Origin of the sequence: Aestuariimicrobium ganziense, from assembly GCF_015352975.1 — a bacterium.
GTDB lineage: Bacteria > Actinomycetota > Actinomycetes > Propionibacteriales > Propionibacteriaceae > Aestuariimicrobium > Aestuariimicrobium ganziense.
Genome location: NZ_JACYIZ010000011.1, coordinates 1 through 19483 on the forward strand (window position 1 = coordinate 1; position 19483 = coordinate 19483).

Sequence of the window (19483 nt, forward strand, 5' to 3'; positions counted from 1 at the left end):
CTGGGCCATGCTGCCGCTGCTGAGCAGGCCGAGCCCGCTGATGACCGCCCTGGCCGAACACGTCCTCGACACCGCCCTCGCCCTCGCCACGGCCAGCGAGCACAACAAGCTGTGCCCGCCGATGCTGGCCTGCCTCGATGAGCTGCCCTCGACCGCACCCCTGCCCACCCTCCGCATCCGGATGGCCAACGAACGCGCGTTGGGCATCTCGTTCATCTGGGCTGCACAGACGTGGCGGCAGCTCGCCGCCCTGTACGGCGAGCAGGAAGCCCGCGCCCTGCTCGGCCTGACCAACGTGCTGGTCATGTTCGGCGGCAGCAAGGACGGCGGGTTCAACCGAGAGATCTCCGAACTCGTCGGCAGCGTCCGCGTCGCCCGCACCACCTGGCAGACCGGCGGCAAGGGTGGACGCAGCGTCAGCGGGGAGGACATGGCCATCCTCAAACCCGAGGAAGTCCGGCAGATCCCCACCAAGCAGGCCCTCGTCGTCCCCGAGAACGCACCCCCGATCATCGCCAAGCTGTCGCGCTGCATCGAGGGCAAGACCGGACGCCAACTGTTGGCCGAACTCGACGCCACCCGCACCATCGTCGAGCGTGCGCGTGCTGACGAGGTCTCCATCGAGGCCCGCCAACTCGCCGCCCTGGCCAACGCCCGCCGGCACGCACTCACCGAGGCGGCCGACCACGATGGATAGGACACCGGACAAGTCACTGGTGTGGACGTTCCCCACCCCCAACACCCCACTGTTGGCCGTCGCCTACCGCGACCTCTACCTCGCCGCAGAGGGCACCGCCCAGCAGAAGGAGATGCTCGGCGACCCGGCCCTGCTCCCGCGCCCGTGGGACCCGGCCACCTGCCAGGACCCGCTCCTGCGCCAGGAAGTGTGGGACTGGCTGGAGGAGTTCGTGGTCTGGTTCAACCGCGAGTACATGTGGGACCCCAACGCCGGCATGATCCCCTCCTGCTGGCCCCAGCACCCCCACCTCGTCCACGAGATTGCCGTGCTCGCCGACCAACGCCGGCGTGCCGGCATCGCGACCACCAGCGACCTGCTCGAGGACTGGCACCGCTACGCCGTCCCCGCCTTCATCGACCGGATGAAAGCCCGCCTGAAGAACCAGTGCGACGACAGCCACCCCAGCTGGCCCGCCCGCGGCCGCCACGCCCGCCTCATGAACGAGTTCGACACCCGCCTGCGCGCCTACGGCAGCGACGTCACCACCCTCACCCAGCAACTCGCCGAGCACCACCGGGCCGCCCTCCTGGCCGAACCGACAGCGCGCCCCAACCTCCGCTTGGTCGACGGCAGCCAGGTCGACCCCGACACCGGGGAGATCCTCCGATGACCCCCCCATGCAGCCCTACGAGCTTGGCGCCTGGCTCGGCGACACCGAGCTGACCAGGGACCAGCGCGAGGACTTCGAGCGGAGTATCGACATGATCGCCGCCCGCTACCCGGGCCGGGACCACGGACAGCATCCCGACGAGGAGATGATGGGGGAGGCCATGAGTGGCGCGATCAGGGTGCTGCTGGGCGATGACAAGCTGGAGGGTCTCGCACAGGAGTGGTCGCGGGCGCGCGTGGCTGAGCGGGAGGCCATGGGTCGGCTGACGGGGGCGGTCATCGCTACTGCGGATGCTAGGGTTGCGGAAACGGTGATCGCCGAGCGAACGGGCCTGAATCGCCGCTCGCTGCGGCTGGCTTTGGGGAAGTGAGCCCCGCGCGACACCCCGCCCTTTTGCGGGAAAGGGCCCATTCTGAACAAGCACAGAAATACCTGATGACCGACCTGTGGACCTCGGCCCGGAGTCGTGCCGGGTGTCATATGGAAGCGGACGTTCTGCCTACTGTCTCCTGGACGACGCGGACGGCTTGGCGTCAGCTCGCAGGCCACCCGGACGAGGGCGTGACGCCGGCGCAATGAGCGGCTGTCCGGTCAGCGTCCACAGCGGAGGAGCGGGTGTCACGGTCTTGCCCTCACCGCCCCGATTGGTGCGTTTCCCTGGGGAGGGTGAGTCGCAGGGTGGCGCCGGTGCCCTCCCCGTCGCTGGTGGCGGTGAGGCTGCCCCCGTGGGCTTCGGCGAGTGCTTTGGCGATGGTGAGCCCGATGCCGGATCCGCCCTTGTCGGCCTCCCTGGCGGCGTCGCCGCGGTAGAAGCGCTCGAAGATGTGCGCGAGTTGTTCGGCGGTCATGCCTTGGCCTGTGTCGGCGACGCTGATGGTCACGGCGTCCGGGGTCGAGGTTGACGTCACGTCGACTCGTCTCCCCTGGGGGGTGTGTCGGAGGGCGTTGGTGAGCAGGTTGCCGAGGATCTGGGCGACGCGCTGGGGGTCGGCTCGGACCGGCACGTCGTCGACTCGGACGGTGAGGGTGACGCCTTTGGTGTCGTAGGCGTGCCTGGCCTGACGGATCGCCGGCTCGACCAGATCGGTGAGCGGTTGCACGCTGGTCTGGAGTTCGATGCGTCCTTCTTCGGCTCGGGACACCTCGTCGAGGTCGCGGGCGAGCCGAGTGAGGCGTTGGGCTTGTTGCTCGACGACGGCTTGGGTGTTGTCGTCCCAGGTGAGGACACCGTCGGCGATCCCTTCGAGGTGGGCGTTGAGGGTGGCGATGGGGGTACGCATTTCGTGGGCCAGGTCGGACAGGAGGCGCCGGCGGGTGTTCTCGACGTCGCCGAGGCGGTCGGCCATGGTGTTGAACGTGTCGCCCAGGGTGCTCAACTCGGGGCCGCCGCCCGTGACGGTGACCCGGGCGTCGTAGTCGCCACGGCTGAGCCGGCCGGCCGCCTGGGTCAGGAGCTCGACGGGATGGCCGATGCGGCGGGTCAGGTACCACGAGATCCCGAGGGAGGCGGCGAGCGCGACCAGCAGCCCGACGGTGAGGGAGATCATGCTGGCGTCGGCGAAGGCGCGTTCGATGTGGACGATCTCGGGAGAGTCGGGCGGGTGGCCCGTGTCCAGGAGGTGGGCGTGGAACAGCGGTGGCCCGATGATCGCGGCGGTCAGGCCGGCGCTGGCCACGATGGCGAACAGGACGATGGCTTGGGCGACGAACAGCCTGGTGCCGAGCCGCCACGCTGCGATCGCCTCAAGCAGGCGGGTCACCCTCGTCCCATCCGGTAGCCGACGCCGCGGATGGTGGTGATGTAGCGCGGTTCGGTCGGGTCGTCGTCGAGTTTCTTGCGGAGGTTGGCGACGTGGACGTCCACGACGTGTTCGTCGCCGACCCAGGCGGTGTCCCACACGGTGTCGATGAGTTGGCGGCGGCTGAGTGCGACGCGGGGTTGGGCGGACAGGACGTCGAGGATGTCGAATTCGGTGCGGGTGAGCGCGACGGGGTGGTCGGCGATCCAGACTTCGTGGCCGGCGGCGTCGATGCGCAGGTCGCCGAACACGCGGTGTTCCTCCATTGCGGGGGTGGCGGCGGGTGGCCTGCGGGGGCGCCGCAGCACGGTCTGGACGCGGGCGACGAGTTCCCGGTTGCTGAAGGGCTTGGTGAGGTAGTCGTCGGCGCCCACGGACAATCCGATGAGCCGGTCGACCTCGTCCCCGCGGGCGGTCAGGATCAGGATGTAGCAGTCCGAGAAGGTGCGGATCTGGCGGCACACCTCGATGCCGTCGAGCCCGGGCAGCCCGAGGTCGAGCACGATCACATCGGGGTCCTCGGCCCTCGCCTGGGTGACGGCGTCGGGACCGGTGTGGGCCTGAGTGACGTGGTGGCCTGCCCGGGTGAGGTAGGACGCGATGACGGCGGCGAGTGCGCGTTCGTCATCGACGACCAACACCTTGGTCGGCTGTGCACCTTCGCTGTTCATGTCAGCCAGTATGGCCGCGACCCGCTGAGCACTGGTGAGCTGGGTCGGGCTCCCGGGCGGGTCTTGATGCGATCTTGAGACGATCCCGGTCGAACGGTGAGGCAACGCCGGGATGCTGAGTCAAGCCCGTGTTCGACCCGAGGCCGGCGTGGGGGTGGTCGGTCTGGGTGCGGCCACTCGGTGGCCGCGGTGCCGCGTCCGGACGCCGTGGGCGCCCCGCTGCCCGTGGCGGAACTGCGCGGCGTGCAGACCAGCCGCGGCGAGACTCGCGTGACCAGGCAGGGGGATGCAATGCTGCCGGAAGGCCCAGCGGTGGGCGACGCCCGCGCTGCACGCAAGGCGGTGGCGGAGCGGCAGGCTGAACTGGAAGCCACGGCGGAGGCGATCGACCGGGAGACGCAGCGGCTCTCCGATGTCGCTGCGCAGCAACGGCAGCTGGCTGCGCGGGAGGCTGAGCGGGAGGCTGAGCGGGCGAAGGCGGCCGAGGCTGCTTCGAAGGCCTTCGTGTGGCCCACCGCGGGTGGGGTGTCCAGCGGGTTCGGGTACCGCGTCCACCCGATCCTGAAGACGCGCAAGCTGCACAACGGCGCCGACATCGGCGGGGCCTGCGGGCAGCCGATCGTGGCGGTCCGCGCCGGCGTCGTCACACGGGCGGAGCGATCCGGGTCGAATGGTGGGGCCGGCCACAATGTCCGGATCGACCACGGCCCGGTCGGCGGCGCCGAACTGGAGACGGCCTACCTGCACATGGGCGACGTGGCGGTGAAGGTCGGCCAGCGGGTCGAGACCGGGCAACGGTTGGGCACGGTGGGCTCGACGGGTCTGTCGACGGCCTGCCACCTCCATCTCAGCCTCTACAAGGACGGCGCGGGCAGCGACCCGCTCGCCTACCTCACGAAGTAGTCGCGATCTTGACCGAACCTGAACCTGCGCCACACGGCGACTCCACAGCAGGCGGCCACAGTGGCAGGACGTCAGGAGAGGGGATTGCTATGGGCTGGGGCATGTGGGTCCTCATGCTCGTCGGCATGGCCGGCTTCTGGGCGGTGGTCCTGATGGGCATCCGGGCGCTGTTCCTGGCGGGCGGGAACACGCCGGCGCAGGGATTCCGCGACGTACCCGAGAACGACGCCACCGCCGGGCGCTCGCAGCCTCGGGCTTCGGCCGAGCCGCCGGTCCGGACCGACTCCTCCTCAACGTCTCGAATAGCACCCATCGAAAGGCACCCATGACTGGCATGTCCCGACGCACGCTCCTGCTCGGCGGACTCGGCCTCGGCGCCGCCGCCCTGACGGGCTGCACCTCCGCGCCGGCCGCCGGCCCCGTCCCCTCCGCGTCTGGCCCGATGCCGACGCTCCCGCCGGCCACCCCGAGACCCGGGCAACGGATCGTCGAGCAGGTCTTGACCGCCAAGCCTGTGACCCTCGACCTCGGCGGACCCACCGTCCCTACCTGGGCCTACGGCGACACCGCGCCCGGTCCGCTCGTGAGGGCTACCGCGGGTGACTTCCTCCGGATACGTCTTGACAACCAGTTGCCCGCGGACACCACCATCCACTGGCACGGGATCCGGCTGCACAACAAGGCCGACGGTGTCCCCAGCATGACGCAGGACCCGGTCCCGGCCGGCGGGTCGTTCACCTACGAGTTCACCGCTCCGGATCCCGGCACGTACTTCTTCCACCCGCACGTCGGCGTCCAGCTCGACCGCGGCCTGTACGCCCCCCTGATCGTCGACGACCCGAACGAGGCGGGCGCCTACGACGCCGAGTGGGTGGTCGTGCTGGACGACTGGGTCGACGGCACCGGACGCACCCCCGACGACGTCCTCGCGAAGCTGATCGCCGACGGGGGCCCTGCCCCCAGCGGCGGCATGGGTGGGATGGGTGGCATGGACCACGGCGGTCACGGTGGCGGCAACGCTCCGCAACCGTGGGGGGATGCCGGCGACGTCACCTACCCCTACTTCCTGATCAACGGACGCGTCCCCACCGCACCCGCCACGTTCGAGGCCAAGCCGGGCCAGCGCGTCAGGATCCGGCTCATCAATGCGGCGTCCGACACGATCTTCACGGTCGCGCTCGGCGGCCACCGACTGACGGTGACCCACGGCGACGGCTTCCCCGTGGAACCGCGGGAGGTCGACGCCCTCTACCTCGGCATGGGCGAGCGCTACGACGCCCTCGTCACCCTCGACGACGGCGTGTTCCCCCTGGTGGCTCGTCCGTTCGGCAAGACCGAGGGCGGCCAGGGCTTGGCCCTGGTCAGGACCGGTTCGGGTCAGGCCCCCGGCCCCGACGTGTCGCCCGCCGAACTGGCCGGGCGCATCCTGCTGGCCACCGACCTGCGTCCCCACGAGTCGGTGAGGCTGCCTTCACGATCGCCGGACGCCACCGCGCACATGTCGTTGGAGGGGTCGATGAGCCCGTACCGGTGGGGCATCAACGGGGCCCCGTTCGGGCAGAACCAGCCGCTCACCGTGCGTGAGGGGCAACGGCTGCGGCTCAACGTGATGAACATGACGATGATGACCCACCCCCTGCATCTGCACGGGCACACGTTCGCGCTGCCGACAGGGCTACGGAAGGACACGGTGCTTCTGGCGCCGATGCAGTCGATGGCGCTCGAGCTGGACGCCGACAACGTCGGCGACTGGATGGTCCACTGCCACAACATCTACCACGCCGAGGCCGGGATGATGATCGGCCTGCTCTACCGCGGCTGAGCGGGAACGTTGACGCGACCTTGACGGTTCCCACAACCAGACCCGACCTTCGTCGACCAGCCTCGTTGGTGTAACGATCCGACCGACGCCAAGGAGTCCCTGCCATGAATCACGACCACGCCGACCATCGCGCCATCCCGCCGGCCGGCAGCGACCCGTACGACCGGTTCGCCGCCGACCCGTTCGCGCCGACCACCCCGGCACCGCCCGTTGGGCAGCCGGCCCCTACGGCCCAGCCCGTGCGGCACCGGTGGTGGATGCACCTGCTGATGTGCGCCCCGATGCTGGCTGTCGTCGGATTCCTCGTCGCCACCGGGGCGGCGGGCGGCGGCGCCATCGGCTACGCCCTGCTGTGCATGGCGATGATGGGCGCGATGATGCTGTTCATGAACCAGGGCTCCGCTGGCGGCCACAAGCATTGACCCCGGCACCCCCACGCCCGTCCGCCCTGACAGGAGAATGTGATGAACCTGAACTCCACCGCCGAGTCGGTCGTGCTGCACGTGGGTGGCCTGCACTGGGCCACCACCGCCCACGGCGTCGAACAGACCCTCCTGACCCGGCCAGGCGTGCTGGCGGTCGACGCGAACGCGATCTCCCAGACGGCGACCGTCACGTTCGACCCGACGCGGACCGACGTCGCCGAACTTCAGGGCTGGGTGCGCGAGTGTGGCTACCACTGTGCCGGCGAGTCACAGCCCACCCACGTGTGCGTTCCCCGCATCGAACCGCCAGGTCATCCCGGGGGGCACGCAGCCCCGGACGCCCACGCGCGGCACGGCGGCCCCGGAACCACGGTGCCGCACGGTCATGGGGGGCACGACCAGGCGGCGAGCCACGCCGCGGGGGTGGTGATCTCGCCGCATGACGCGATGGGTCATGGCGGTCATGGGGGGATGTCGATGGACGCCATGGTCGCCGACATGCGCAACCGGTTCCTGGTCGCGGCGGTGCTGTCGGTGCCGATCACGTTGTTCTCCCCGATGGGACGCGACATGCTCGGCTTCGGGCTGCCGGCGCCGTTCGGGTTGCGGGACGAGGTGTTCGCCCTGGTGTTGTCGCTGCCGGTGGTGTTCTACGCGGGCTGGATCTTCTTCGACGGGGCTTTCCGCGCCCTGCGGAACCGAACGCTGGACATGATGGTGCTGGTCGCGATCGCGATCGGCGCCGGGTGGCTGTACAGCCTGTGGGTCACGCTCACCGGTGGTGGCGAGGTGTTCTTCGAGGCGGCCGCGGTGCTGACCACGTTCGTCTTGTTGGGGCACTGGTTCGAGATGCGGGCCCGCGGCGGCGCGAACGACGCCATCCGGGCGTTGCTGGACCTGGCGCCGCCGATGGCGACGGTGATTCGTGACGGGGTCGAGGCCGACGTGCCCACCAGCGAGGTGCTGGTCGGCGACCTGGTGCTGGTCCGTCCCGGCGCGAAGGTGCCCGTCGACGGCGTCGTCCGGGAGGGCCGTTCCGAGGTGGACGAGTCGATGGTGACCGGGGAGTCCTTGCCGGTCGACAAGACGGTCGGTTCAGCGGTGGTGGGGGCGTCGATCAACACCACGGGGACGCTGCGGGTGGAGGCCACCAAGGTGGGCGCGGACAGCGCCCTGGCGCAGATCGTCGCGCTGGTGCAGCAGGCGCAGAACTCGAAGGCCCCCGGCCAGCGGCTCGCGGACCGGGCGGCGTTCTGGCTGGTGCTGGTGGCCATCATCGGAGGAGGGCTCACGTTCGGGGCCTGGCTGCTGGCCGGCGCGTCGGTCCAGACGGCGATGCTGTTCGCGATCACGGTGGTGGTCATCACCTGCCCCGACGCCCTCGGACTGGCGACGCCGACCGCGATCATGGTCGGCACCGGTCTGGGCGCCAAGCGAGGAGTGTTGTTCAAGAACGCCACCGCCCTGGAGACCTCCGCGAAGGTCAACACGGTGGTGATGGACAAGACCGGCACGCTCACCCGCGGCGAACCCGAGGTGACCCAGGTCATCGCCGTCGGGGGCGACCCCCACCTCGACCTGGTCGCGGCGGTGGAGCGCGAATCCGAACACCCGCTCGCGGCCGCCGTGGTCACCCATGCCGACGCCCTCGGCGTCGCGACCCGTAAGGCTGCCGAGTTTCGCAACGTGCCCGGCCACGGGGCCACCGCCGTCGTCGACGGACTGGACGTTGCGGTCGGAAACCGGCGGCTCATGGAGTCCCTCGGTGTCGACCTGTCGGCGGCGGGGCCGATCCGCGAGCGGGTCGCCGCCCAGGGCCAGACCGCCGTGTTCGGAGCGGTGGACGGCCGCATCGTGGCGGTCATCGGGTTGGCGGACGCCCCCCGCGAGACCTCCGCCCGGGCGGTCGCGGCGTTGCACGACCAGGGCGTGCAGGTGGTGATGCTGACCGGGGACAATCAGGCGACCGCGGAGCGGATCGCCGCCCAGCTGGGGATCGACACCGTGATCGCGGACGTGCTGCCCGGCGACAAGGCCGCCCATGTGGCCGATCTACAACGCCAGGGGCGGGTGGTGGCGATGGTCGGTGATGGTGTCAACGACGCCCCTGCTCTGGCCCAGGCTGACGTGGGGGTCGCGATCGGGGCGGGCACCGATGTGGCGATCGAGACGGCCGACCTGGTCCTCATGCGGTCGGACCCCCTCGACGTGCCGACCGCCCTGACCATCGGCCGTGGCACGCTGCGGAAGATGCGGCAGAACCTGGGCTGGGCGGTCGGTTACAACGTGGTCGCCCTGCCGATCGCGGCCGGCGTGTTTGCCGGCGTCGGGCTGACCCTACGGCCAGAGATCGCTGCGCTGTCGATGTCCGGTTCCAGCCTGATCGTCGCTGTCAACGCCCTGCTGCTGAAGCGGTTGCGGCTTCCTGACGAGCACCACCGCCGACCAGGCACCCCGGCCGCGCAGGCTGCGTCGGGATCTTGACGCGACCTTGATCCGATCCTGCCGATCCGGACACGAGACCCACCTAACCTGACACCAGAAGCGGTACCCCTGGGGGGTATCAGGACAAGGTGAGGTGGTTGTGATGAGTTGGCTCGTCATCGGCGGCGCACTGGTGGTCACCGGGTTGTTGTGGTGGTTCTTCTTCGGTCCGAAGCGGGCCGGACAGGTGAGCCTGGAGGACGGCGTCCAGGTGGTGCGGGTCACCGTGGACGGTGGCTACATCCCGGACGTGATCGAGGGCGTCCGCCCGGGCGTACCGGTCAGGCTCCTGTTCGACCGGCAGGAGAGCGGTGAGTGCACCTCGCGGGTGGTCATGCCCGACTTCAAGGTCAACGCAGCGCTGCCGGCGTTCCGGACCACGGCGGTCGAGTTCCTTCCCACCGAAACGGGGGAGTACCGCTTTGCGTGCGGGATGAACATGGTGTCCGGGGTGGTCCGGGTCAGCGGGAGCCCCCCGGCCGATACCCAAGGCGGCGGCACCGTGGTGGAGCAGGCCTCCCGGCCGGTGGACGGAACGACCGCGGCCGGCCGCACCGCCCCCGACGCGGAGTCGGAGGAGGCTGAGCGTGCCGCCGAGATCCGCGACTTGACCCGCCGCCTGCTGGTGGGTGCGGTGCTGTCGGCGCCGGTGCTGGTCGCGGTGATGGCGGTGGAGTTGTTCCAGGCGATGTGGGTTCCCGAGTTCCTGATGAACCCGTGGCTACAGCTGGCGTTGATCGCTCCGGTGATGTTCTATACCGGCTGGCCGATCCACCGGACCGGCTGGAAGGCGCTGTCGCACCGGACCGCCGACATGAACTCGCTGATCACCTTGGGCACGTTTGCCGCCTTCGGCTACAGCCTGGTGGTCACGTTCCTGCCCTGGCTGCTGCCCGACGCGCTGCGGCATGTGTACTACGAGGCCGTCGGGGTGATCATCACCCTCATCCTGCTCGGGCGGCTGCTCGAGACGAAAGCGAAGGCCGGCACCGGTGAGGCGATCCGTGCCCTGATCGGGCTGCAGCCCCGCACCGCGCGCGTCGAACGCGACGGTGCCGAACTCGAGGTCGGCGTTGACGAGGTGCGGGTCGGAGACATCGTGCTGATCCGTCCCGGGGAGAAGCTCCCGGTCGACGGCGAGGTGACCAGCGGCTCCTCCTCGATCGATGAGTCCATGGTGACCGGCGAGTCCATGCCGGTCACCAAGTCCGTCGGGGACACCGTGATCGGCGCCACCATCAACACCACCGGCGCCCTGCGCTACCGGGCCACCAAGGTCGGCGCCGACACGCTGCTGGCCCAGATCATCAGGCTGGTCCGCGAAGCCCAGGGCTCCAAGGCGCCCATCCAGCGGCTCGCCGACCAGGTGTCCAGCTACTTCGTGCCCTCCGTGATCGTGATCGCGGTGTGGACCTTCGTCGCCTGGGTGCTCGTCGGCCCGCCGCCGGTGTTCATCTTCGCGCTCGTCGCCGCCGTGTCGGTGCTGATCATCGCCTGCCCCTGCGCCCTAGGGCTCGCCACTCCCATGTCGATCACCGTCGGCACCGGCAAAGGGGCCGCGCACGGCATCCTGATCCGCTCCGCCGAAGCCTTGGAGACCGCCCACAAGTTGCAGACGATCATCCTCGACAAGACCGGCACCCTGACCCGCGGCGTCCCGGCCCTCACCGACGTCATCCCCGTGACCGACGGCGGTGAGGACCGCCTCCTGGCCGCTGTCGCCGGGGTCGAGCGCGCCTCCGAGCACCCGCTGGCGGCCGCGATCGTGGCCGGGGCGACCGAGCGCGGGCTCGCTGTGCCCGAGGTCGACGGGTTCGAGTCCGTCACCGGCCAAGGGGTGATGGCGCGGGTCGACGGGCGGCCCGTGCTGGTCGGCAACCGTCGGCTGCTGGACGCGTTCGGGGTGGACGCGGCCGTCCTGCTCGCCGCCCACGACCGGCTGGCCGCCGAAGGCAAGACCGCGATGCTGGTCGCGGTCGACGGACACCCCGCCGGCGTCGTTGCTGTAGCCGACACCCTCAAGGAAGGCGCCCCGGCGGCGGTCGCAGCCCTCCAGGCCCGCGGCATCGAGGTCGTGATGATGACCGGCGACAACCGGCACACCGCCGCCGCGATCGCCCGCCAGGTCGGCATCACCCGCGTCGTCGCCGAGGTCATGCCCGACCACAAGGCCGCCGAGGTCCGGCGCCTGCAAGCCGACGGCAAGGTGGTCGGCATGGTCGGCGACGGCATCAACGACGCCCCCGCCCTCGCCCAGGCCGACGTCGGGTCGGCGATCGGGACCGGCACCGACGTCGCGATCGAGTCCTCCGACATCACGTTGGTCTCGGGGGCACTGGTGGGCATAGTGACCGCCGTCGACCTGTCCCGGGCCACCATGCGCAACATCAAACAGAACCTGGTGTTCGCGTTCCTGTACAACATCCTGGGCATCCCGATCGCCGCCGGCGTGCTCTATCCGGCGTTCGGGATCACCCTCAGCCCGATCATCGCCGCCGCCGCGATGGCACTGTCGTCGCTGTCGGTGGTCGCCAACGCGAACCGGCTCCGCCGGTTCACCCCCCGTCCACTGGCTGCCACCACCCAGGTGGCCGGCGTCGACCCGCTCGTCGAGGTGGGCGGCAGCGTCGAAGCCTCACACCACACCCAACGAAAGGAAACCACCATGTTCGGCCTGTTCGGCAAGAAGAAGGACACCACCGCCAAGGTCGTCGACCCGGTCTGCGGCATGAAGATTGATCCGACCGACGCGGCCGCCACCCGCGACCACGACGGCACCACGATCCACTTCTGCTCCACCCACTGCGCAGCCGCGTTCGACACCGACCCCCACCGCTACGCGCATGGACCCTCCGGCGCCGGCCACCACTGACCCGGGCGCTGCAACACCCGCAGCCCAGCGGAGCGCGTCGGGCCCACGGACCCGACGTGCCCTGCTGGGCCGGCTGCGGCGCATCGAGGGACAGGTCCGCGGGATCGCCCGGATGGTCGACGGCGACGCCGACTGCATCGAGATCCTCACCCAGGTGGCCGCAGTCACCCACGCCCTCGAAGCCGCAGCCCTGCTGCTGGTCGACCAACACCTCCGCGACTGCCTGCAGCGGGGGGCAGCCACCACCCTGGCCGACGAGCAGACCGAACAGGTGGAGCAGGCCCTCCGGGCCGTCGAACGGCTGCTCCGCACTTGAAGCTGGTCCTGCGTGTGAAAAGGGCGGGTGGGTCGCGAACGCGACCCCCCGCCCTTGCGCGTCACGCCTCCGTCGGGCCGCCCGCGGGGGCAGGGCCTCGATCAGGCTGTGCCGACCGGTCGGCCGCCCGGCAGGTCATACCACTCCTGCAGCCAGTCCTGCATCTGGGCGATCTCTGCCTCGTTGCGCAGCCTTGAAAGACGGCGGGTGCCCCGCTTCCCTCGGGGGTGCGGCCGATTGTCTGCGAGAAACAGGAGAACCATGAGCAACACCGAAGTGGGTCACGATCGTGATGGGCGCCGCGGTAGCGGCGACCATGCTGGGGGCGTGCTCGGCCACGCCGGCGGCCACTCCCAGCCCAGCCTTGACGACAGCAGGGTCAGCGAACCCGAGCAATGCGGCCGCCCACGACGAGGCAGACACGGCGTTCGCGCAGATGATGATCGTGCACCACCAGGGTGCGATCGAGATGGCCGACCTCGCCGCCCGGCAGGCCCAGAGCGCGGACGTCCAGGCCCTGGCCGAACGCATCTCGGCGGCTCAGGGCCCCGAGATCGAGACCATGAGCGGCTGGCTTTCGGCGTGGGGCGAGGATCCGATGCCGGCCGACAGCGACATGGCCGGGATGGACCACTCGGGCATGGACATGGACGGCAGAAGCCAGGAAGAGGTGATGGCCGAGCTGCGAGGCTTATCGGGCGCCGACTTCGACCGGCAGTTTCTCACCTCGATGATCGCCCACCATCAAGGAGCGATCGAGATGGCCCAGACCCAACTCGCCGACGGCCGGGACCCGCAAGCCATCGAGCTGGCGCAGAAGATCATCGCCGACCAGGAAGCAGAGATCGAGGAGATGCAGGGATTGCTCGCATCAGCGTAGGAACCCGACCGTGGCGAGGGGCCGGCAGGTGCTGCCGGCCCCTCGCCCTCGGACGACCGCACATGCTGTTCTCAGGCCAGACGAGATCTTGAGGCTGCCTTGACCGGTCCCCCCGGTGAGGGGAACCACCATGGTCGTCGTGAACACTACGAACAACACTTGGGCCCGGGTCGGCCACCAGACCGACCGGGCCGCGTCGCCCATGGTCACCTTGGTAACCGCAGAGGCCTGCCACCTCTGTGAGGACGCCCACACGGAACTCCTGAACCGCGCGACCCAAGGGCAGCTACTGCTCGACCAGGTGGACGCCGAATCACCGCAGGGCCAGAAGCTCCTCCATCAACACCGCCCGGCCATGTTCCCCCTCGTGCTGCTCGACGGCGCGTTCCTCAGCGCCGGACGCCTCCCACGCCGCAAGCTCGACCGCGCCCTCGCGGCACGGAAGGCCTCGTGATGGGCTCGGAACTCCTGGCAACTGGCAGCATCCTGGCCGCCTTCTTCGCGGGCACGGTGGCACTGTTCGCACCCTGCTGCATCGTCTTCCTCGCCCCGTCGTACCTGGCTGCTGCGGTCAAGAACAACCGGTGGCGCCTCCTCCCGCTGACCTTCGTCTTCGCGGCAGGCCTGGCGCTCGTCCTGGTCCCGATCACGCTCGGGGTGAGTCTGCTGGCCGGTGCGATCGCCAAGTACCACGTGATCCTGTACTGGGCCGGTGGCCTGCTCATGATCGGCCTCGGCCTGCTGGCCCTCAGCGGCCGGATGTGGTCGATGCCGTCGATGCTGCGCGCCCCCGACACCACCCGCGGCGACACGGCGACCTTCTTCAGCCTCGGCGTGTTCTCCGGGATCGCGTCCAGCTGCTGCGCCCCCGTCCTGGCAGGCGTGATGACCCTGTCCGCTCTCTCCGGCAACCCGCTCGGCGGCCTGGTCCTCGGGCTGGCGTTCGTGTTCGGCATGGTCATCCCGCTGCTCGTCATGGCACTCGTGTGGGACGCCGCCCGCCTCAACGAACGACGCTGGGGCCGGGCGAAGCACATCAGGGTGACCGTCGCCGGCCGCAGCCTGCACACCAACAGCGTCAACCTGCTCGTCGCGGGCGCGTTCGTCAGCATGGGCGTCTGGGTCATCACCCTCGCAGGCTCCGCAACGATGACCGGGTCGGGCACCTGGGTGCAGCTCGCCGCCGGCGACTGGATCACCCAAGCTGCTCAGACCGTCCTCGGCTGGCTTGCCCCGGTCCCTGAGCCCGTCCTCGGCCTCGCCTTGTTGGGGCTGGCCGGGGTGTTCGTGTGGACCACGCTCCGCGACCGCCGCCGCGACGCGCGCCAGGGAGCCGAAGAGCACGCCGACGCCGACCCCACCCTGCCGCACTGCCACAGCACGACCGACGCCGACCACCCGATCGCCGACCACGACACCGCGAGGAACTGACGACCATGCCCAGCAACCAGCGCACCACCATCAGCCGCCGGCAACAGCTCCGAGACCAACGGGCACGAGAATCAGCCAAGGAGACCAAGCGTCGCCGCCTGTTCAGAATCGCGACCGGGCTGCTGACCACGCTCGTCGTCGCCCTCGTGGGGTTCGGCCTGTGGAGCGCCCGCCCCGTCGAGGGTGGCCCGTCCGGCCAGGCGCCCGCGTTCACCCTGCCGACGACCGCGGGCACCACCGTGTCCCTGGCCGACTACCGCGGCCAGCCCGTGCTTCTCTACTTCAACGAGGGCGCCGGCTGCGGCTCCTGCACCCAGCAGATGGCCCTCATCGAGCAGGAGCCGGGCTTCGCCGCAGCCGGCATCACCGTGCTCCCCATCGTGATGAACACCGCCGCCCAGATCCAGCCCGACCTGGACCGCTTCGGCGTCACCACCCCCTACCTGCTGGACGACGGCACGGTCTCGAAGGCCTACGACACCCTCGACAAGGGCATGCACCCCGGCCTGCCCGGGCACGGCTTCGTCCTGATCGACGCCGACGGCAACAAGCTCTGGCACGGCAACTACCCCTCCATGTGGCTCGACCCTGCGGAGCTCCTGAAAGAAGCCACCAGCCGGCTGTGAACGGGCGCGAACGCTGCGCCGCCGACCTTGTGGCGATCTTGACCGACCGCAGACGGGCGCACGCCGTCGACGCAGCACCATGGACCCAAGGCCAGCTCAAGAAGGGAACCAATGATGATGTGGGGAGACAACATCGGCTGGGGGATGTGGTTGGGAATGGGGATCAGCACGCTCATCCTCGTCGTCCTGATCGCTCTGTTGGTGTGGGCCATCAGCAGGATCGGCCGCGTCGAGGCGCCCCGGCCCCAGCGCGAGCGGCCGACCGCGTTGGAACTGCTGGACGAACGCCTCGCCCGCGGGGAGATCGAACCCGACGACTACCAGCAGCGCCGACGGATCCTCGACGACCAACGCTGAACCCTGCCGGGGGGTCGCCGACCCCGCCCTCCTACATGCCACGAACTACGCCCAAGGGGGGCACCGTGACGAGGGCCACGATCAGGAGAGTCAGCACGTTCGGGGTGGGCGGTCTGACCTGCCCGGACTGCCTCGTCCTGCTCATGGAGCGCGTCCGACACCTGCTCGGGGTTCGGGAGGTGACCGTCGACCTTGAGCCTGCGGGTGAATCGTCCCTCACGATCGCCCCCGCGGAAGCCGTGAGCGCCGAGGACATCCGAGCCGTGGTCGACGAGATCGGCTTCGACTACATCGCCCGCCGCAGTCACCGCCGGCCCCCCGTGGACAGGACGTTCGCTCGTGATCTCCCCTGATCCACAGCAAAGCTGGCGGACCCGAGTTCACGCACCTGCCCTGAGGCCCGCCCTGGACAGAGCACCAGCATGAGCGCCGACCACGCCCACGCGTCGCAGGGCACCCATCGCAGCAAGCTCACGATCGTGGTCGGGATCACTGCCGCTATCCTGGTCGCCGAGGTCATCGGGGCGTGGTGGACCAACAGCCTCGCGTTGTTGGTCGACGCCGGTTACATGCTCACGGCGGCGTCGGGGCTGCTGATGGCGCTGATCGCCACCAACCTCGCCCTTCGCCCACCCACCCCCGAACGCACCTGGGGCTGGCGGCGTGCCGAAGTGCTGGCCGCTGGCGCCCAGGCCGCGGTCCTGCTAGGGGTGGGGGTGTATGCGGTCGTCGAGGGTGTTCGACGACTGTTTGGACCCGCGGAGGTTGCCGCTGGCGGGCTGCTCGTGTTCGGCATCGTGGGGGCTGGTCGGCAGCATCGTCTCGATGCTGGTGCTCAGCTCGGGCCGCGGTGCGAACCTCAACATGCGCGCTGCCTTCTTGGAGGTCGTCAACGACGCCCTCGGGTCGGTGGCAGTGATCATGAGCGCGGTCGTGATCGCGCTGACCGGCTGGACACGGATCGACGCGCTGGCAGGCCTGCTGATCGCGGGCCTGATCGCGACGCGGGTGATCACCATCGTTCGGAGCTCGAACAGGGTTGATGGTCAAGCGTCCCCCGGGGCTGCGAACAAGCACGTCCAGTCTGCCCTCCTGGCTAGTCTCGCCGGGGTGCAACTCGCTCTCCGCGAACCGGCTCGCCCGGCTGCATGGGTGGATTCCCGTCCGTGGACGGACCCGACCCCACGACGCGATGCTCAGCGTGACCCGCGCGCCCACCGTGGGACAGCTGTTGCATTTCAGGCGCCGAACACACGAGCGGAATACAGCCAGACAACATGCTCCCCGTCCTCACCCGGTGGCTGCCACAACACACCTACTGACGGCGGCAGTTGCGTGCGTTCCCTGCGGGAGGAGAAAAGGCACTGCCGTGCGGGGTGGCGCACGCTAGAGGTTGGGCTTGAATAGCTCGGTATACCGGGCATAGTCGATCGAGTCGTATGCGGGCGGTCCGTTCGTGGAGATCATCGTGGTGTCCCACGGCCTTGGGCCGTCGGGACGAGGTGTGAGCAGAACGCCCACTGTCCACGGGTAGGTCGGGCCGAGTGCGCCGGACTTCATCAGGAAGTCCTGGCGGCGCAGAGCGAGCCAGGTTCGGTAGATGTCCAAGTGGAAGTCGGTCAACTGAGACATGGTCGTGAAGGTGAGTTGAAGAGCGCCGTGGTCGAGGTAAACGACTCGGTGGTCCATCCGGTGGGCCGAGGGCGCTGCTTCGGCGCACCGGGTCAACCGCCGCAGCAGAAGCCTGCCCAGTTCGGCCCTGGCCGCCACAGGAATGCGGTCGATGTGGGAGAGAAGCATGATGCGGTCTGATTCAGCTCCTGTGAAGTCGGTGTCTGCTATGTCTTCGAGAATCTGCTGGAAAATTGAGTGCCCGAAGGGATCAGTTGATCCTGCGCGGCCGTGTGGGAGTCGTGGCAGGCTGGTGCGAACCGCTTCGGTCTCGGGGATCCAATCTGGCAGCTTCCTCGGAGGCGCCTCTGCGTCCTTGTCTGCAAGGTCGAGATAGCGATTGCTCTCCGAGCCCAACTCAAGTGGCTCCTCTTCCTGGGCGACGCGATGAATGTAGTCGACGATCGCCGTTGCGGAACGAAGTTGGTCCCAAAGAAACTCCCAGTCCCGCCGCGTCAACACGACGCTGGGGCCCTGACGGTCGGTTGGTGGGATAACCCCGGTCGGAGGCGTGTTGGGGTGATCGATGACCACAACGGGGATCCATGACACCGAGCTTCCCCGAATCCTGACCGGGCGTCCACGAAGGTTTGTGAGCTCGACGGCGGGGTTCTTCAGCGCCGTCCTGATCGTCCCCCGTGCTTGTCTAAGCCCGTGCTCCGCGTTCTTCAGGATCCACTTTGTTGCCTTGGCCGGGGTGTCTCCGGTGACGGCTCTGGCCTTGACTTGCAGACTGATGCCTCGTCGGCCAGCGATGATCGTCCCGTCGCCAAGCTCACGTATCCCGCTGCCCTTCGCGAAGACCTTCGGTCGAAGCACGAGGTCACGCAGGCCCCAACTGCCCGCAGCGGCCCTGACTGCTTCCTCGACGGCCGCCCCGTCTTGATTGAAATCGAGCAGATCGCGTGCTGGTGCGATCTCACGTCCAACGACGCTGCCGCCCTCGGAAAGGCGAAGGTAGACAAGTGTGCCGTCTTCGTTCAGATAGGTGGCCATGCTCCGGTCGGATTCTGCGATGGCGGCCTTGGCGCCTGCCTCCCGCTCAACGTTGCTGAACTTGACGGGCAGTCATGTCTCTTCCTTCTCTGCAGGGATACTTCGATCCAAGGCGCGGAGTAGGTCCACGCGGTAGCCCCCGCTCACCGACGGCTCCAGGCCCTCGATGAGGTGGCTCGTGATCGCAACGAGTCTGTGTGAGCGCTGGGAGAAGTTGTCATCAGGATTATCCGGCCACGGGGCAGCATCCAAGATCACGTCGAAGGAAACGTTCGGGTTTCCGGCGAACGATGCGGTGGCGGAGTCCTTGTCGAGTGTGAAGCTTGCCAACCGCTTGGGCCGAGCCAGTGGGCCGGCTGGGTCGATTTCCTTCTCCTCGAAGCGTACGCCCTCTGGGAGCGCCGGTTGTGGGTCTGCTTCGGACGCCCATGCAGTGAATAGGCTGCGCTCTCCACGAGATGTTTCCCACGATTCCACTGCCTCGAGTCCGGCCGATAGGTGCGCCATAGCTCGGGCGGTCGCCCGGCTGGATTCAGCGTCCAGCCGTGCTGTGATGGCTGCAGGAGCCGGAGAGCCCGGATCTGGTCTGGGCGCAGACCTTTAAGTCGTCCTTGGGCAGGAAGGGAATCGAAGTCAGAGGGGGTGTCGATCAACGGCATCTGGTGTAGTTCTGGTTTCACCAATCCGATGGGACGACAGACAGTGTTCGCGGCAGTGAGGACGGAGGTGTCCAGCGCGGCCTTGATGTCGCGGAGGAAAGCTGCCATCGCTTCGTCGGCTTCTCGTTGTAGCGCGGGACGGGGGGCGAAGGAGCACCATAATTCCCGGACGAGAGGCCCGGGACGCACCCTGATCGGTGCTCCCGGGCCTCGCGCGAGGCG

The 19483-nt window shown here is 69.1% G+C and carries 19 protein-coding genes and 1 pseudogene; 17 read left to right on the forward strand and 3 right to left on the reverse strand.

Going from position 1 to position 19483, the window contains the following annotated elements:
• From IE660_RS15110 to IE660_RS15120, 3 genes are all read left to right on the forward strand, one after another.
• On the forward strand, positions 1–697 hold a 697-nt coding region (locus tag IE660_RS15110), incomplete at its 5' end, for a type IV secretory system conjugative DNA transfer family protein (RefSeq protein WP_203569219.1).
• Positions 690–1349, forward strand: coding sequence for a hypothetical protein (locus IE660_RS15115; RefSeq protein WP_203569220.1), 660 nt, complete (start codon positions 690–692; stop codon positions 1347–1349). The genes IE660_RS15110 and IE660_RS15115, both read left to right, overlap by 8 nt.
• Before the next feature lie 7 nt (positions 1350–1356).
• On the forward strand, positions 1357–1719 hold the full coding sequence (locus tag IE660_RS15120) for a hypothetical protein (protein WP_203569221.1): 363 nt from the start codon (positions 1357–1359) through the stop codon (positions 1717–1719).
• A 262-nt stretch (positions 1720–1981) separates the two neighbouring features.
• On the opposite strand, the gene IE660_RS15125 is transcribed toward IE660_RS15120, so the two are convergent.
• Positions 1982–3109, reverse strand: a complete 1128-nt coding sequence (locus tag IE660_RS15125; protein ID WP_324523417.1) for a sensor histidine kinase — start codon at positions 3107–3109, stop codon at positions 1982–1984.
• Positions 3106–3819: a response regulator transcription factor gene (locus IE660_RS15130; RefSeq protein ID WP_203569222.1), complete on the reverse strand. Its 714-nt coding sequence runs from the start codon at positions 3817–3819 to the stop codon at positions 3106–3108. Before IE660_RS15130 ends, IE660_RS15125 begins: the two co-directional genes overlap by 4 nt.
• A 180-nt stretch (positions 3820–3999) precedes the next feature.
• Here IE660_RS15130 and IE660_RS15135 point away from each other — a divergent pair, with 180 nt between their 5' ends.
• The 14 genes and pseudogenes from IE660_RS15135 (at position 4000) to IE660_RS16260 (ending at position 17342) form a co-directional block, all read left to right on the forward strand.
• Entirely contained in the window at positions 4000–4722 is a 723-nt protein-coding gene (locus IE660_RS15135) for a M23 family metallopeptidase (RefSeq protein WP_203569223.1), read from the forward strand.
• A gap of 325 nt (positions 4723–5047) precedes the next feature.
• Positions 5048–6544 (forward strand): multicopper oxidase family protein, encoded by a 1497-nt coding sequence (locus tag IE660_RS15140; RefSeq protein WP_203569224.1) that lies wholly within the window; start codon positions 5048–5050, stop codon positions 6542–6544.
• A 104-nt stretch (positions 6545–6648) separates the two neighbouring features.
• Positions 6649–6966: a hypothetical protein gene (locus tag IE660_RS15145; protein WP_203569225.1), complete on the forward strand. Its 318-nt coding sequence runs from the start codon at positions 6649–6651 to the stop codon at positions 6964–6966.
• Between the two features lie 42 nt (positions 6967–7008).
• The gene (locus IE660_RS15150) at positions 7009–9453 is read left to right on the forward strand and encodes a heavy metal translocating P-type ATPase (protein WP_203569226.1); all 2445 of its coding nucleotides are present in this window, start codon (positions 7009–7011) and stop codon (positions 9451–9453) included.
• A gap of 103 nt (positions 9454–9556) precedes the next feature.
• Positions 9557–12325 carry a heavy metal translocating P-type ATPase gene (locus IE660_RS15155; RefSeq protein WP_207731161.1) on the forward strand — a complete coding sequence of 923 codons (2769 nt, stop codon included), beginning with the start codon at positions 9557–9559 and terminating at the stop codon, positions 12323–12325.
• Positions 12297–12641: a metal-sensitive transcriptional regulator gene (locus IE660_RS15160; RefSeq protein ID WP_203569228.1), complete on the forward strand. Its 345-nt coding sequence runs from the start codon at positions 12297–12299 to the stop codon at positions 12639–12641. The genes IE660_RS15155 and IE660_RS15160 overlap by 29 nt, the downstream gene beginning before the upstream one ends.
• Positions 12642–12933: 292 nt before the next feature.
• Positions 12934–13521 carry a DUF305 domain-containing protein gene (locus tag IE660_RS15165; RefSeq protein WP_235998153.1) on the forward strand — a complete coding sequence of 196 codons (588 nt, stop codon included), beginning with the start codon at positions 12934–12936 and terminating at the stop codon, positions 13519–13521.
• Between the two features lie 130 nt (positions 13522–13651).
• Positions 13652–13975, forward strand: a complete 324-nt coding sequence (locus IE660_RS15170) for a thioredoxin domain-containing protein (RefSeq protein ID WP_166233264.1) — start codon at positions 13652–13654, stop codon at positions 13973–13975.
• Positions 13975–14952 carry a cytochrome c biogenesis CcdA family protein gene (locus tag IE660_RS15175; RefSeq protein ID WP_203569229.1) on the forward strand — a complete coding sequence of 326 codons (978 nt, stop codon included), beginning with the start codon at positions 13975–13977 and terminating at the stop codon, positions 14950–14952. The genes IE660_RS15170 and IE660_RS15175 overlap by 1 nt, the downstream gene beginning before the upstream one ends.
• 5 nt (positions 14953–14957) lie before the next feature.
• Positions 14958–15578, forward strand: coding sequence for a peroxiredoxin family protein (locus tag IE660_RS15180; RefSeq protein ID WP_203569230.1), 621 nt, complete (start codon positions 14958–14960; stop codon positions 15576–15578).
• Positions 15579–15689: 111 nt separating this feature from the next.
• Positions 15690–15935 (forward strand): SHOCT domain-containing protein, encoded by a 246-nt coding sequence (locus IE660_RS15185; protein WP_203569231.1) that lies wholly within the window; start codon positions 15690–15692, stop codon positions 15933–15935.
• Between the two features lie 65 nt (positions 15936–16000).
• The gene (locus tag IE660_RS15190; RefSeq protein WP_203569232.1) at positions 16001–16288 is read left to right on the forward strand and encodes a heavy-metal-associated domain-containing protein; all 288 of its coding nucleotides are present in this window, start codon (positions 16001–16003) and stop codon (positions 16286–16288) included.
• A gap of 69 nt (positions 16289–16357) precedes the next feature.
• A pseudogene (locus IE660_RS16255) lies at positions 16358–16726 on the forward strand (cation diffusion facilitator family transporter); the annotation flags it as partial.
• A 73-nt stretch (positions 16727–16799) separates the two neighbouring features.
• Positions 16800–17342, forward strand: coding sequence for a cation transporter (locus IE660_RS16260; protein ID WP_328701993.1), 543 nt, complete (start codon positions 16800–16802; stop codon positions 17340–17342).
• Here IE660_RS16260 and IE660_RS15200 read toward each other — a convergent pair.
• Positions 17322–18602: a hypothetical protein gene (locus tag IE660_RS15200; RefSeq protein ID WP_203569233.1), complete on the reverse strand. Its 1281-nt coding sequence runs from the start codon at positions 18600–18602 to the stop codon at positions 17322–17324. The genes IE660_RS16260 and IE660_RS15200 overlap by 21 nt on opposite strands.
• Positions 18603–19483: the final 881 nt, after the last annotated feature.

Coding starts and splice junctions, on each gene's coding strand:
- IE660_RS15115 (WP_203569220.1), top strand. CDS start 690: ATGGATAGGACACCGGACAAGTCACTGGTGTGGACGTTCCCCACCCCC.
- IE660_RS15120 (WP_203569221.1), top strand. CDS start 1,357: ATGCAGCCCTACGAGCTTGGCGCCTGGCTCGGCGACACCGAGCTGACC.
- IE660_RS15130 (WP_203569222.1), bottom strand. CDS start 3,819: ATGAACAGCGAAGGTGCACAGCCGACCAAGGTGTTGGTCGTCGATGAC.
- IE660_RS15140 (WP_203569224.1), top strand. CDS start 5,048: ATGACTGGCATGTCCCGACGCACGCTCCTGCTCGGCGGACTCGGCCTC.
- IE660_RS15145 (WP_203569225.1), top strand. CDS start 6,649: ATGAATCACGACCACGCCGACCATCGCGCCATCCCGCCGGCCGGCAGC.
- IE660_RS15150 (WP_203569226.1), top strand. CDS start 7,009: ATGAACCTGAACTCCACCGCCGAGTCGGTCGTGCTGCACGTGGGTGGC.
- IE660_RS15155 (WP_207731161.1), top strand. CDS start 9,557: ATGAGTTGGCTCGTCATCGGCGGCGCACTGGTGGTCACCGGGTTGTTG.
- IE660_RS15160 (WP_203569228.1), top strand. CDS start 12,297: ATGGACCCTCCGGCGCCGGCCACCACTGACCCGGGCGCTGCAACACCC.
- IE660_RS15165 (WP_235998153.1), top strand. CDS start 12,934: ATGGGCGCCGCGGTAGCGGCGACCATGCTGGGGGCGTGCTCGGCCACG.
- IE660_RS15170 (WP_166233264.1), top strand. CDS start 13,652: ATGGTCGTCGTGAACACTACGAACAACACTTGGGCCCGGGTCGGCCAC.
- IE660_RS15175 (WP_203569229.1), top strand. CDS start 13,975: ATGGGCTCGGAACTCCTGGCAACTGGCAGCATCCTGGCCGCCTTCTTC.
- IE660_RS15180 (WP_203569230.1), top strand. CDS start 14,958: ATGCCCAGCAACCAGCGCACCACCATCAGCCGCCGGCAACAGCTCCGA.
- IE660_RS15185 (WP_203569231.1), top strand. CDS start 15,690: ATGATGATGTGGGGAGACAACATCGGCTGGGGGATGTGGTTGGGAATG.
- IE660_RS16260 (WP_328701993.1), top strand. CDS start 16,800: ATGCGCGCTGCCTTCTTGGAGGTCGTCAACGACGCCCTCGGGTCGGTG.
- IE660_RS15200 (WP_203569233.1), bottom strand. CDS start 18,602: ATGGCCACCTATCTGAACGAAGACGGCACACTTGTCTACCTTCGCCTT.